Origin of the sequence: Rhabdaerophilum sp., from assembly GCF_046092605.1 — a bacterium.
Taxonomy (GTDB): domain Bacteria; phylum Pseudomonadota; class Alphaproteobacteria; order Rhizobiales; family Beijerinckiaceae; genus Rhabdaerophilum.
This window is the reverse complement of record NZ_JBJTDY010000021.1, coordinates 1-13,586: the sequence shown is the minus strand read 5'-3', so window position 1 is coordinate 13,586 and position 13,586 is coordinate 1. Positions and strand designations below refer to the sequence as shown.

Genomic DNA, 13,586 nt, shown 5'->3' with positions numbered 1-13,586 from the left:
GCCGATTTTCACGGTGAACAGGGCAAGCCGCCCGTCACCAGCCGGTGCCGCTCGCAAAGATAGGCCTTCATACGGCTGACCGCGCTTTCATCGCCGAGCGATGCGGAGCTGACCGGGAGACGCAGGACATGTCGGACCGGCGCGATATCGGGCATGCCGCCGACATCGCTCTCGCGATCGATGATGCGCAGGCTGTTGTCGCGGATGCCCGCGATCACGCGTCGATCGACAGGGTTTCGTGCGGCCGGATGCGATCCGACCTGCCGAAGGATCTCCGGATAGACGGCTGTCGCGGGAAGAATGCTCCAATCCGTCAGCCGATGAGCGGGAGAGGCGGTGAGGCCGGCCTCACCGCGATCAACCCCTTGCAGGCAATTGGCGCGGGGGCCGATCGACATGTTGTCTTGAATGTAGACGGAGGTCAGCGGCTGCCGATTGAAAAAGGCGGGATCGATGCGGATGAACGACCCCTTGCACGCGGTATCCGCATTGGGGACATAGACATTCCCGATGATATCGATCGCGCCGGGGTTGAGGATTGCCTGGCTGGAATCAAGGTGGGTCGCCACGCGGCCGGGCCCATAAATCAGGTTGTTGACGAAGCTTACCCGGTTGCCCTGGGTGAAACGCGCGCTGCGCTGGTTGGCCGAGGCCAGGACGGAACCCGCGATGACCACCCGGCCGACGGGATTGCCGAGCAGCAGGTTCATGGCCCGCCTGCCCTTGGGGTGGCCGCCCCTGTAGAGCGGCTGCGCGATGAGCGCGCGCTCGATCAGGATGTCGCTCGTCAGCCCCTGGATGCCCAGGTTTTCATCGACACCCCAGCCGAGGCTTACATTCCGCAGAACGATGTTCTGCTGCCGATGCTTGCCCGGCGCATCAGAGCCGTTGAAGGACATGGCATCGCGATTTTCACCCACCGCCAGATCATCGGTGCTGCCGGGATAGACGGCGATATGGCTGATGATCGCGTCCTTCGTGCGGATGTTGAAGCTGCCCCTCGTGAGGACAATGCCTGGCGCCGGAGCCGTTTCGCCTGCGATGGTCACCTGCGGTTCGATCAGCGTGAGGTTCGATTGAAGGCGGATCAACCCCGCCACCTCGAATACCACGATGCGCGGCCCCCGCGCCTCCAGGGCGGCGCGCAGCGAGCCGGGACCGGAATCGTCAAGATTGGTGACCGGGATGATTTTCGCGCCGTTCACCAGCCCTCCGGCCGATCGAATTTCTGCGCTTGCGGCAGTCACGCTGAAGCAGAGCAATGCGGCAACCAGCAACCACCCACCGGAAAGCACATCCGGTTGCACAGAATTCAGGGGCGATAACCATCCGGATTTTTTCATGGCTCCCCTTTGCGTGCGAACCTTGCAATGCACATCATGCTGTGAAAGGTAAAACAAGGCGCCTCCGCTTGCGGAACGTATCGAAATCCTGGCTGCAATGACCATGCGGCGCCGGCAAGCCGGAATTTCGCCAAGATTGGCCTGGCGTCCTATCGTCCTGACCCGTCTGGAGCCGGACCTGCTGTCGCCTTGGCGATCGCGGGCATTGCGCGAGTAACGACCGGTTTGAAGAGCAGCGATGCGAAATCATTTCAAAGACCTGCTCTTGCGTGGCCCGCTGTCCATTCTCGCCTCGTCGCTCCCGGGGCTCGTCAACTACGCGATCATCCTGTTGCTGGTCTATAGCGGAAAAACGGCCGATGCGGGCCTCTACAGGCTCGTTCTTGCGATTTTTTCTCTGGCGGCGATCCTGACCTTCCTCGACAGTTCGAAGGTTTTCGTGCGCGCGGTCGCCGAGAATGATTCGCATGGGATGGCCGAACTCTTCGTCGGCCGCGTCTATCTTTCGGGCCTCTGTTTTGTGCTGGCCGGGTTCGTCGGCGCGCTCTGGTTCTGGATGGAATGGCCATCCGCCAATCTGACCCCCACCACGATCGCCATCGTGGTGTTTGCCGCTTTCCATTACGGCGTTTTCGATTTCTACGCGCCGCTGCTGCAGGCTCGGCAGGAGTTCCTGCGTTTCTTTCTTTTCGCTTTCGCGAAATACTCCGTGGCTTTCCTGGCCTTCGTGGCTCTGCTCGCCATGGGCACTTCCGTGCTCACCACGACGCTCGTCCAACTGGGCGTCATGACGGCTTTCCACGCGCTGTTCTTCGCGATGGTGGTCTATTCGCGGCTTGATTTCTCCGGCGTTTCCTTCGGGCCCTTCTCTGCCATGCGGCGGCCCGGCGCGCGCGAAAGCATGACCATCAGCGTCGCGAACGCGCTGCCCAACTCGCTGGAACACATCGATAAACTGATCATCGGCGCCCTGTTCGGGCTGGATGCCCTCGGCCTCTACACTCTCGGGTTCTCCACGGGTCGCTTCATCTACAACACGCTGAAACCTGCGATCTACGTGTTCTATCGCCGGTTCGTGGAGCACCTTCCCTCGGGCAGGATCGTGCTGTCGGTCGGGCTTTTCTTCACGGCATTTGGCATGGTTTGCGCCGCATTGTTCTATCTGGCCGTGCAGAACGTGCCGGCGCTCAACCGCTTCAAGGGCACGGAAGTCGTGACCGTCATCATCTTCCTGTCCTACGGGGTCGCCATGGCCGATGCGGTCTATTCGCAAGCCTTCGCGATCAACAGGAAGGCGCGATCGAGCCGGCTTCTGCATGCAGGCTTGTGGGCCAGCGGCGCCTGCCTGCTGATTTTCGCGCTTGCGACCCTGTTTCCCGTGGATATCGCTCTTGCCATGTTTGCAGCCCATTACTTTGTGCGCCACGCGGTGACGCTCGCCATCCTGCTGATGCGCAGGCCGGAAAGCGAGGCGGCGTGACCCCATCTCCCATCCGTCTCAGTGTTGTCATTCCCACGACCGGGAACGAGCATCTTGGTGAGATCGTCGCGTCCTTCCTGGCCGAGCCCATCCCGGCCGAGGTGATCGTGGCGGTCGACAGGCCTGATCTTGATTGCTCGGAGCTGGAGGCGCGCTTTGCCTCCGATCCGCGTTTCGTGCTGGTTCGGAACAGCCGGAACCTCGGCCTGCCGCGCACGCTGAACCGCGCGATTGCTGCGGCGCGCGGTGAAATCATCGTGCGCAACGATGACGATGATCCACCAGTCTCGGATCGTCTGGCCAAGACCCTCGCCTATTTCGAGGCGCATCCCGACGCGGATATCGTCTTTGGCTTCGCCATCGGGCGGGAAATGGCCTCGGGCAGGGAATGGCGGATCGAGGGGCCGACCGAAGAGGACGCCATCAAGGCACGGCTGCTGGAACAGAACTTCATCGTGCATTCCACCCTCGCCTTCCGCAAGACGCGGCTGGCCGAAATCGAATTCTACGATCCCACCTTCCTTTTCGCGCAGGATTACGCGCTCTATCTCGCTTCCATCCGCGCGGGCTTGCGCTTCGGGGCCATCCCCGAGCCGCTCGTTACACGGCTTTATCATCCTCAATCCACCACTGTCGCGCGGCGGCGTCGGCAAATCATGTTCTCGTTCGCGGCACGGCTCGTGCACCACGCTTATACGGATGGAAAGCCCTGGGGCACCATCCTCGGCTACGCTCGGCTTCTGATGATACCGGGCTGGCTTCGCAATCTACGGAGAGTTCTCGGACATGGCCGCTGACTCCCTTCCGCGGTTGCTGATCATCGGCCCGCGCAGCATTGTCGGCCACGAGGGCGGAGTCGAGAAATTCGCCGAGGAATTCGTTCCGCGTGCCGCGCCCTCCACCCGCATCGACGCTTTGTGCCTTGTCGCGGCCAGCCGTCCGCTTCCGCCGAACGTGGTGGTGGTGCAGGTGCCGCGTTCGCGCTTTTTCCGCACGGACAAGGCCTTCTATCTGCTTTATGCGCTGTGGCTTCATGCTGCGCGACGCTATGATCGTATCTTCATCCTCGGCATGAATTTCGCGATCCTCGTGCCCTTCATGCGCCTGATGTTGTGGAGGCGCTCCCAGATCTATGTCCGAACGGGTTCGATCGACTACGTGCTGCCGAAATGGAGCCGCCCCATGCGCTGGATCATGCGTTTTTCGGAAAGCATGATGCGCCATGCCGACCGCGTCATGGCGGTGGCTCCGAGCCTGGTCGCCCATCTTGAGGCGCGCGGGATTGCGTCCCGCCTGCTGCCGAACGGGCTTGAGAAGAAGGGCCCCGCCCCGGACATCAGAAGCCGGGATGGCAAGGTCCTCGCCATCGGTCGTGTGACGGCACAGAAGAATTATGGCGTGCTGATCGAGGCTGTGAAACGCCTCGGCGACCATGCGCCGGATGTCATGATCATCGGTGGCGCCGATCTTTCGCCAGGAGCCACGGCCCTCGCGGAGCAATGCCGCGAGGCCGGTGGCAGGGCGAGACTGGCCGGACGCCTCTCCCGCCAGGAAGTTCTGGAGCGCCTGAGGGGCGCCAGCCTCTACGTCAACTGCTCGCTGCATGAGGGCATGTCGAATGCCGTGCTGGAGGCCATTCAGGAAGGGATCGCCGTGATCCTTTCCGACAATGAGGCCAACCGGGATTTCATGCTGCCGGACCATCATTATTTCCAGCCGACCGACCCCGATGAGCTTGGCGCTCTCATTCTGAAAGCCCTTGATCAACCGCAGGATTTCGTCGTCGACGTCAGCCGCTTCCTCACTTGGGACAAAGCCATCGAGGGCTATCTCGAGGAGATGCGTCTAGAGCATCCGCCCGCCAAGTGGATACCGGTTGGCGGAAAAAGCGGATGCGAAAACAAGAAGAGAGAGCGCCAGATCTGATTCAATCAGATCGGTTTGCGCTCTAAGGGGACCGGAGCCTGTGGGACACCCCGTCGCGGCCTGAATGCGCAAGCCCTTTAGCGGCAATCGCCCCGCGAGTCGCGGCGACGCGGTGGCGCGCAGTAATCCGGATCGCGCCCGCGATCAAGCCGAGACGGATCCCGGTACGGGCGGGCTGCCTTATTGGCATCGAAGGGGCGCTGGGTCGACCAGTTTGGCTGGAAGACGCCGCTGCCGAAGGTGGGATCTTTCGAACGTTTTTGCGGCGTGCCCTGCTGGGCCACTCCTTCTCCCGCGAACAGCGAGAGAACCGCGCTTGCAAAGGCAGCGCGCAACGCGGCCTGCAGGCATCGCGTCCCGAGTATCATGATCGCTCCTCACCTCGGGATGTTTCACCACCCGTTGAAGCTTCAATTGGTAATATAGTCTATCTCAATTTCGGCCTTTCTTACAATCATACTCGGAACGGCCTGATTCTTTAAACTGTCATCATCAGTGATTTCTGTGTCCGAAACTGGAACACGAGGAGGCGTTTCCGTAGCAAACTGGTGGCATAATTACAACACTCCTCACACGCATTTGCTTCAAATGCTGGTCAATGGTGGAAATCACGCCTACGGCGCTTCCGTCGATTGTCAAAGCATGGCATTGCAACCGGTGCTGAGCTCGCGCTCAAGTCGGATGGGGATTTGCGGGGAGTAGGCGCTTGGTTAACAAAATTTTTTCTTTTTTGATTGTCTTGACCTGCGCGGGCTGTGCGGCGATGCCTTCACATGGGCCCGCGTCGAACGCGATTGTTACGGGCGCGGTGGCGCAAGGCGGAAAGGTTTCCGATGGCTCTGCGCAGGGCTCTGCCCTGAGCTACGTCGTTGTGAATGTGAACAGCGATATTCTCTCGAAGATCCGCACGGTTGTACCATCCGCCTTTTCGGGCACGCTGAATGATCGGAACCCGACGCCTTTCGGGCTGATCCTCGGCCCTGGCGACGTGATTTCCCTGACGATTTTTGAATCCGCACCGGGCGGTCTCTTCACGCCATCGCAGGTTGCGGGCGCCCGTCCGGGGAACTTCGTTGAATTGCCGCCGCAGACCATTGATCGCGAAGGCAAGATTAACGTGCCCTATGCGGGCGAAATTATGGTTTCCGGCCGCACCCCGCGCATGGTCGAGAACGAGGTTCAGCAACTTCTGCAGCGTCGCGCGATCGAGCCCCGCGTCGTGCTGACCGTTCGCGAGCAGCGCTCGGCGCAGGCGAGCGTCCTCGGTGAAGTCAACGCTCCCACGCGGTTCTCGCTCAATCCGCAGGGAGATCGCGTGCTTGACGCGCTGGCCCGCGCCGGAGGTCCGAAATACCCCGCCTATGAAACGATCATTGCCCTGCAGCGCGCTGGCCGCAAGGCTCAGATAGGCTTGGCCGAACTGGTCCGTCAGCCTGCCAACAACATCCTCCTGCGCCCGGGGGATACGGTTTTTGTCTCGCGCGAGCAGCGGCATTTTGTGGCTCTGGGTGCCTCGGGGCAGAATGGCGTCTTCTTTTTTGACAGCGAACGCGTGACCCTCGCCTATGCGATGGGCAAGGCCGGCGGCCTGCTGGACGAGCGTGCCGAGCCGGGAGCGGTTTTTATTTACCGCGTCGAGCCGCGTCAGAACCTGGAGCGATACGGGATGGATTTGCCCCCGGAGGGCAAAGTCATTCCAACGGTCTACGCGATCAATCTGCGTGATCCGTCGGGCTTCTTTCTGGCTCAGAACATCGAATTGCAGCACCACGACGTGATCTTCGTGGGCAATACGACGACCGTGGATCTGGCAAAGACCCTCCAGTTCATTCGCCTCGGGATCAATTCGGTCCGGGACGGTGTCGAGCTCGGACAGTCGTTCTAATTCGCAATCGTCATGCTACGGGAGTGGCGCTATCGTCTTTCCGCAGCCTTGACCCTGGGATCAGCGATCCTCGCACCCGTTCCGTTTGGATCACAGCCGGTTTTCTGGAATGCGATCTGGCTGCTTCCGCTTGGGGCCGCGATTCTAGTCGCTCCCTGGTCCCTGGCGGGGAGGCTTGAGCAGCGCGCGCTGCTTGCTGTGCTGTGCCTGTGGGCTGCGATCGGAGTTCTTGTCTTCCTGCAGATCGAACCGCTTGAATCGGGTGGGTCAGACCTTTGGCACCGGGCGGCCAAACTCCTGGAAATACCAGTCACATCGCGCCGTGGCCTGTCTGCCGTTCCGCCCGATACCGCCCTTTTGCCGGGACTCGCCGCGAGCCTTGCCTTTCTTGCGGGCCTCGCCCTTCCCGCAGAGCGATTTCCGAGCAGGACCCTGCTGCGAATCGTGAGTCGCAGCCTTGCCTGCCTCGCGCTGCTGTGGATTTTCCAGTTCCTGCAGGACCCCGGGATGATCTTCCACCACGCAAAGACGCATCACCGCGACGTGCTGACAGGAACCTTCTTCAATCGCAACATGGCCTGCGCCCTTGCGGCCTTTGGCTTCGTGGCGGCCATCGCCTTGATCTCGGATCGCCTCCTCGGGTCCATCGCGGCCCGGGGCGGCACGGCATCGGGCCTGAGGTTGCGGCGGCGCGACCTTGTCGATCTCGGCGTGATGCTCATCTGCCTCGTCGCGATGCTGCTGACGCGCTCCCGCGCCGGCCTCGGCCTCGGGCTGGTCGGGGCCGCCTTGGTGGTGATGCTGAATGTTTACGCCCATCGGATCTGGTCACATCGGCCGGCACGTCGCCTGATCCTGGCAACCTTTGCGCTGCTGGCCCTTGCGAGCCTTGCGCTGGTAGTCCAGATGCTTGGTGCGCGTCTGGATGCCAATGCGCGCGTCGATGAGAGCCGCCTGGTTGTCTATGCCACGACCTGGCGCATCGCTCTGGATCATCCTTGGATCGGCACCGGGTTCGGAACCTTCGAACTGGTCTTCCCGATCTATCGTAGTGCCGAGATGCAGAGTTCGGGGATTTGGGATCGGGCGCATAACACCTATCTTCAGCTGGCGGCGGAAGGCGGTCTGCCCTTCCTTGCAGCCCTGACTTTGCTGGTGCTCTGGCTCTACATGCGGATCGCCCGGCCCAGCCTGCGGGATGGGCCGAACCGGCTCGCGACGATCTTTGCCACGGGCGCATTGCTGATGCCCGTCCTGCATTCCCTTGTCGACTACCCGACGCAGATTCCAGGCTATGCCATCCCCGTCGCGGTGATCGCCGGCGCTGCGATCCGTATCGTCTCGCGGGGCTCGCCTCAATTGTAGTGGGTGCGATACCATCGGACGAATTGCGGAATGCCCTCCGAGAGCGGCGTCGCGGGCTTCTGTCCCGTGACACCTTCAAGAAGTGCGGCGCTGGCGAAGGTCTTGACCACATCGCCCGGTGGCAAGGGCTTGAACACCTTTACGGCTTCCACCCCGAGCGCCTTTTCCAGTTCGCCGACAAGTTCGGTGAGCTTGGCCGGCTGCCCGCCCCCGATATTGACAAGCCTGTAGGGTGCGACCGGGCTGAGTGTATCGCCCGGAATGGGCTTCAGGCCCTCGCGCGCATCGGCAGGCGGCGGCGGCGCGGCCGCCAACAGCAGGATCGAGGTCACGAGATCATCGATGAACGTGAAATCGCGCCAGCTTTCGCCATGGTTGAAGATCTCGATGGGCTGGCCCGTGAGGATCTTTCGGGTGAACAGGAAATAAGCCATGTCCGGCCGGCCCCACGGACCATAGACCGTGAAGAAGCGAAAGGCCGTGGTCGGGTTGTGGAAGAGATGGGCATAGCAATGCGCCATCAGTTCCGTGGAGCCTTTTGTGGCGGCATAAAGCGTGATGGGATGCACCGCCGGATCGGTTTCCTCGAAAGGATACTTGTCGTTGGCGCCATAGGCGGAGCTGGTCGAGGCCAGCAGCAAATGGCGCACCGGAAAGGCCCGGCAGGCTTCCAGCAGGTTGAATGTGCCGACCACGTTCGCATTGATATAGGCGCGCGGATTCTCGATCGAATAGCGCACACCGGCCTGCGCCGCGAGATGGATGACGTGATCCGGCCGGAATTCGCCGAAGAGTTTCAACAGCCCCGCATGGTCTTCCAGCATCAGGGTTTCGTGGCGAAAGCCAGGCTCCGCGCCGAGAATGGCAAGCCGGCGATGTTTGAGGTCCACATCGTAGTAATCCGTCAGGGCGTCGATGCCGAGAACCTCATGCCCTTGGCTCAACAACCGCCGCGACACATGAAAACCGATGAAACCGGCATCCCCGGTAACCAGATAACGCATAACGCCGCTCCGATGATTGACCCTGCCTCATCGCAGCAGCCTCGCGTTCCTTGCCAAGGTTGCAGCGCATTGTCGATTCTGGCCTTACAATAACCTTAGCCGGTCCGGCTCGATCACGAGGCAGGACAACCTGCCCGACATGAAGGCCCCGGTATCGAGATTGATGCGCCCAGGGCGGAATTCCACATCCGCTCTCGGTGTGTGCCCGTGCACGACCCTGAAGCCGAAGTCGGACGAGTTGCTGAGGAACGGCTCGCGAATGGTGGTCATATCCTCGATTGTCTGGTCTTCGAGCGCAATTCCCGGCCGAAATCCGGCATGCACGAAGGCATAGTCGCCGAAGCGATGCCAGTGCTGCAGCGAGCCGAGAAAGTTCTTCTCCTCGGGGCTCATTGCCTCGCGCCATTCGGCCATGTTGCGTTCGCTCGGGGGGCCATCCGGCGGGCGCACGCCAAAAGAGGCAAGCGTTTCACGACCACCGAACCGCATCCAGCGTTCGAAGGTCTCCGGGTCCTGCTGGGCGCGCAGCATGTAGATTTCATGGTTGCCCGTGATGGCCACCACATCGCGCTGCCGGTGACGCTCCATGAGCAGGTGCAGCACGCGCCGGGAATCCGGCCCGCGATCCACATAATCCCCGAGATAGATCTCCCGGTTGATGAAGCCGGGCGAAGCGGACTGATCCGCGTCGATGGCCGCAAACCTCCGCTCCAGCAGCCCGGCCATGCCGTGGATATCACCCACGACATAGAGGCGATGGCCCTCCGGGATTTGGCAGCTCGGCATGGGATTCGGCATGAAGCAAGGTGCCCCGATGGGATCAGGAGATTTATCCAGGGTTACAAAACAGCATTAAAAATCCACTTAAACAATATAAAAGTTTGATATGTCGCGCTGCGCGTCGAATTAAGGCGAGTATGCGACAAACGCCTCAGTAAATACTAAAAAACCTCGAGGCGTCCATGAGGGGATTACTGAAAATCGTTGCGATGAGCTTGGTGTTTTTGCCGGGTATCGCGCTGGCCAGCCTTCCGGAAGCGCTGTTCGAGCCTCAGAAAAACTCCAAGAGCCTTGTCCTCACCCTGGCTGCAAGGCCGGTCATGTCGCCCTTTGCGCATGTGCGGTTCTGCATGCAGCATCCCACCCAATGTTCCCGCCAGCGCGTTTCGCTTCGCAAGCCTAAAGTGGCGCTGACACAACAGCGTCTCACGGAGCTTGAGGGCATCAATCGAAGCGTTAACGCTTCGATCGTGGCGCAGCCTGACCCGGGTGGTCCGTTCAACGATCGCTGGACCCTGTTTCCGAAGGCCGGCGATTGCGATGATTATGCCGTCTCGAAGCGGGCGCGCTTGCTCGAACTGGGCTGGCCGTCCAGCAGCCTCCTTCTGGCCCAGCTCTCCCACACGGTCGAGGAATCGCATCTCGTGCTGGTCGTGCGGACATCGGGGGGGAGCTTCGTGCTCGACAACCTTGCGAACAGCATCCGCCCGCTGAAAACCGTTGCGCATCGGATCGAGAAAATCCAGTCAGCCACCGCGCCTGAGCTCTGGCTTCGTCCGGTGAACCCGCAGCCTGAGCTACGGGTCACCCTGCTCTCGTTCTGAATGGCGCTAAACCACGTTGAAGGTGATCGTCCGCGTCGCGGAGCCAAGGCTGTTCGTGGCGATGACATCGATCGCGATGACATCGCCGGCGAGAACCTGCCCGGCCATGGCGTGGGTCCAGCCGGTCGAGAACGCGCCCGAAACAACCGCGCCATTGCGCCGCATGACGCGCGTGAAGGTGAGGCCGCCGCCCGACCATGAGCCCGGCTCAACGCGGACGGTTCCGACCGTTGCCGCCGTGATGGTGCCGTTCGAGGCGAAGCCTTCGCCGGAAACGCCCGTTCCAGTGAGCCGGATGCGGTAATTCGTCCCGAGGATCGTGTCGTTTCCGAAATACCACGGCGCCGTGCGCGCGTTGAGGTAAAGCTTGAAAAGCTGCGGGCGCTCGAAGGTGATGCGGGTGTTGATGGCCACCGCAGAATAGCGCGTGGTGAAGACCGGGTTTGCCACGGCTATATTGTTGGCGAAGGATGCCTTCGGCGCGCAGACCCAGACCTGATCCACCGCGCCGATGGAGGAGGGAAGGCCCGCCGCAGCAAGATCAGAAGTCGTGGACAGGTTGCCGATCGAACCGAGCGCGAAGCCGAAATTGTTCAGCCCGGCCGGGAAGCCGGTTGTCCCGTCATCCATACGCGCGCGGACCATGAAGGCGCAGTAATCGCCCGGGCCTATGCCGGTCAGCGTGATATTGGTGGTATCGTCCTGCACGATGGCCTGCGTGGCGGCAGGCGTGCCGCTGACGGCGGCGAGCTGCTGCTCGTATCCGGTCTGCGCGGATTTCGAGCAGGCCACCGCAATGCCCGTGCCGTTCGCGAGGTTGTTGGTGATGCGCTGGCCGGTCGCATAGGAGCCGGTCGGTGCGATCGCGCCCGAGCGCGTGCCCGTGGTGCCGGAAAGCAGCCGATCCGGGTGAAGGTTCGCCCCGCGCCGCGTGGTCGCCGTCGCCGCCGCAAGAATGTCCTCGACCGTTGCAGCCGCGACCTGGCCGTCCATCAGCGCAAAGAACATTTTCCCGAGCGTCCAGCCGCCGAGTGCGTTCGGATGCGTGCGGTCTGCATCGTTCGACATCGTGGTGTGATCCCACGGGCCGAAGCCGCCGATCGCCGCCAGCGTGTCGAACAGGATGATGCGCGCGCCATGGATGGCTTGCCACGTCGCGACCTGTTCGCGGACCAGGTTCGAGACGATCATGCGCCAGTCCCCACCCGTGCTCTCGCCCGCGACAGCGGAAGTCAGCGGGATGGTCATCACGATGCGCGTGGTCGATGGCAGGTTGTCGATCGCAAATTGCGCGTTGCGCACCCATTTCGTGAGCTGCGTGGCATAGCCTGACGAATAAAGCCCGTCATTGTGCCCGTCCGAGGCATAGACGAAGATTTCCGGGGCCTGCTTCACCGCCGCGTCCCGGCGGGCGAAAACGCCGTCCAGCGTCTCGCCGCTCTTGCACTGCATCCATCCTTCGGACGGCATGAGCCGCCCGTTGAAGCTCGCCAGCGCCCAGGTGGGCCAGTTGCGCATGCCGGGGGCAGCACCTTCGGAGTTCACGCCATCGCCCCAGAAGGTGATGAGGGCACCCGAGGGAGCCCTGGGGAGGGCGACAGGCCCGAGCGCTGCACTGGTGGCGCTCGCGCTGCCGCCGGCATTGGTGGCGGTGATCGCGCAGGTGATGATGGCGCCGGCATCGGCGCTGGCCAGGAGATAGCTCGCACCGGTCGCGCCGGGTATCGCGATGCCGCCACGATACCACTGGAAGGCAAAGCTGATCGGAGCCTGCCCGGACCAGCTTCCGGTGCTTGCCCCGAGGCTGACGCCGATCTGTGCATTACCCGAGATGACGGGCAAAACCGTGTTCACGGGAGGATTGACGGGCGATCTCGATCGACGCGAACGGCGGCCAACGCCCATATGGAGACCAACGACCGGCATCAGCATTGCCCCCGACGTTGAATAGCCCCCGTGCTTGGGGCATTCAACGAACAGCCGCCTGGCCACTCGGCAAGAATGGCAGAGGCTCGGACCTCGGCAGGGCAAAATGGATTGGCGTGACCTTCGGCAAGAGCAACCATGACATCCTCCAGAATTCAGACGAGGCATTCTAGAGGTGAGCAAGAAGCCGGGCATAAACTGCACCGGGGCCCTGATCCGCAGCCTCGGCGCGGGATCGCGCCCGCATCAGAAAAATCGCGCGACGGTTGTCCTGAGGCGGGTTGATCGCAAGTTTCCGAGCCGTTTGCCGCAAATTGTCCTTGCAACCCGAGGTTTCTTGGAGGCATGAAAATTGGCCGTTTGGCTGGAGACGGCGGTCTCTTTGGTGAAGCGTGGCAAAAAGCAGCGTAACAATCATCGGGCGAGACCTGATTGCGGCTTGGGTCTCGTTGCTTTCGCACCGCTCGGGAATCAGCACCCGCTGGGTCTCCGCGAGTGAGGGCCCGAAATGGAACATCGACCCATTCTCACGCCTCGTGCTCTCGGCACATGAAGGGCTCTCACGGGCGCGGCATGAGACAAGTCACTGGGGAACCATGTCAATCCGCGACGACGGCTGTCACGAAACGATCCGAAGGAGTGATGGCATGACCCCGTGCGTCCGCGATCGAGAAGATTCGAGCTCCAGACGCGCAGGTTGTGTCCAAGAAGCCGACAAAATGAGAGGTTGATGAAACGAGCCGGCGAAAGCGGGCGGCTGGCGGGATGTCCTTGGTATTCGAGCCTTGCATGTCTGGGCTGGCTGCTGTGGCCGGTATTGACTTCACGGGCAGCCTTCGATATCGACAAAACCGGACGGTTGTTTGTAAAGCAATTTTCTATTGATAATCATTTATAGCTAGAATGACAATTTGTATTTGCTCTCGTTGTATATCTAGAAACAATATTGCTTTTGATTTGATCTTTTTCTACAGGAGGAACCGAATATCATGAATAATTATATTGTTATTTTTAATTATAGAGCTATATATATATTTATTTTTTTTGTTGGTT

At 61.3% G+C, this 13,586-nt stretch carries 11 protein-coding genes; 6 read left to right on the top strand and 5 right to left on the bottom strand.

The window, feature by feature from the left end; all coding sequences use genetic code 11:
- Positions 1-8: 8 nt before the first annotated feature.
- A complete protein-coding gene (locus ACKODO_RS02110) occupies positions 9-1,205 on the bottom strand; it encodes a hypothetical protein (RefSeq protein ID WP_408981808.1) in 1,197 nt (398 codons plus the stop codon).
- A gap of 376 nt (positions 1,206-1,581) precedes the next feature.
- Between ACKODO_RS02110 and ACKODO_RS02105 the strand changes: the two genes are divergently transcribed.
- From ACKODO_RS02105 to ACKODO_RS02095, 3 genes are read left to right on the top strand one after another with little or no spacing between them, the layout of a single operon-like run.
- Complete coding sequence (locus ACKODO_RS02105; RefSeq protein WP_408981807.1) at positions 1,582-2,823, top strand: hypothetical protein; 1,242 nt, start codon at positions 1,582-1,584, stop codon at positions 2,821-2,823.
- Entirely contained in the window at positions 2,820-3,620 is an 801-nt protein-coding gene (locus ACKODO_RS02100; protein ID WP_408981806.1) for a glycosyltransferase family 2 protein, read from the top strand. Before ACKODO_RS02105 ends, ACKODO_RS02100 begins: the two co-directional genes overlap by 4 nt.
- Positions 3,610-4,749 carry a glycosyltransferase family 4 protein gene (locus ACKODO_RS02095; protein WP_408981805.1) on the top strand — a complete coding sequence of 380 codons (1,140 nt, stop codon included), beginning with the start codon at positions 3,610-3,612 and terminating at the stop codon, positions 4,747-4,749. The genes ACKODO_RS02100 and ACKODO_RS02095 overlap by 11 nt, the downstream gene beginning before the upstream one ends.
- A gap of 77 nt (positions 4,750-4,826) precedes the next feature.
- Here ACKODO_RS02095 and ACKODO_RS02090 read toward each other — a convergent pair whose 3' ends face one another.
- Entirely contained in the window at positions 4,827-5,117 is a 291-nt protein-coding gene (locus tag ACKODO_RS02090) for a hypothetical protein (RefSeq protein ID WP_408981804.1), read from the bottom strand.
- Between the two features lie 338 nt (positions 5,118-5,455).
- On the opposite strand from ACKODO_RS02090, the gene ACKODO_RS02085 reads away from it, so the two are divergent.
- A complete protein-coding gene (locus tag ACKODO_RS02085; protein ID WP_408981803.1) occupies positions 5,456-6,634 on the top strand; it encodes a polysaccharide biosynthesis/export family protein in 1,179 nt (392 codons plus the stop codon).
- A gap of 444 nt (positions 6,635-7,078) precedes the next feature.
- Positions 7,079-7,999 carry an O-antigen ligase family protein gene (locus ACKODO_RS02080; protein WP_408981802.1) on the top strand — a complete coding sequence of 307 codons (921 nt, stop codon included), beginning with the start codon at positions 7,079-7,081 and terminating at the stop codon, positions 7,997-7,999.
- On the opposite strand, the gene ACKODO_RS02075 is transcribed toward ACKODO_RS02080, so the two are convergent.
- Positions 7,990-9,003: an NAD-dependent epimerase/dehydratase family protein gene (locus tag ACKODO_RS02075; RefSeq protein ID WP_408981801.1), complete on the bottom strand. Its 1,014-nt coding sequence runs from the start codon at positions 9,001-9,003 to the stop codon at positions 7,990-7,992. The two genes, ACKODO_RS02080 and ACKODO_RS02075, sit on opposite strands and share 10 nt — an antisense overlap.
- Positions 9,004-9,087: 84 nt before the next feature.
- Positions 9,088-9,789 (bottom strand): metallophosphoesterase family protein, encoded by a 702-nt coding sequence (locus tag ACKODO_RS02070; RefSeq protein WP_408981800.1) that lies wholly within the window; start codon positions 9,787-9,789, stop codon positions 9,088-9,090.
- Positions 9,790-9,992: 203 nt separating this feature from the next.
- On the opposite strand from ACKODO_RS02070, the gene ACKODO_RS02065 reads away from it, so the two are divergent.
- Complete coding sequence (locus ACKODO_RS02065; protein WP_408981799.1) at positions 9,993-10,607, top strand: transglutaminase-like cysteine peptidase; 615 nt, start codon at positions 9,993-9,995, stop codon at positions 10,605-10,607.
- Positions 10,608-10,613: 6 nt separating this feature from the next.
- Here ACKODO_RS02065 and ACKODO_RS02060 read toward each other — a convergent pair whose 3' ends face one another.
- Positions 10,614-12,461, bottom strand: coding sequence for a hypothetical protein (locus tag ACKODO_RS02060; RefSeq protein ID WP_408981798.1), 1,848 nt, complete (start codon positions 12,459-12,461; stop codon positions 10,614-10,616).
- Positions 12,462-13,586: the final 1,125 nt, after the last annotated feature.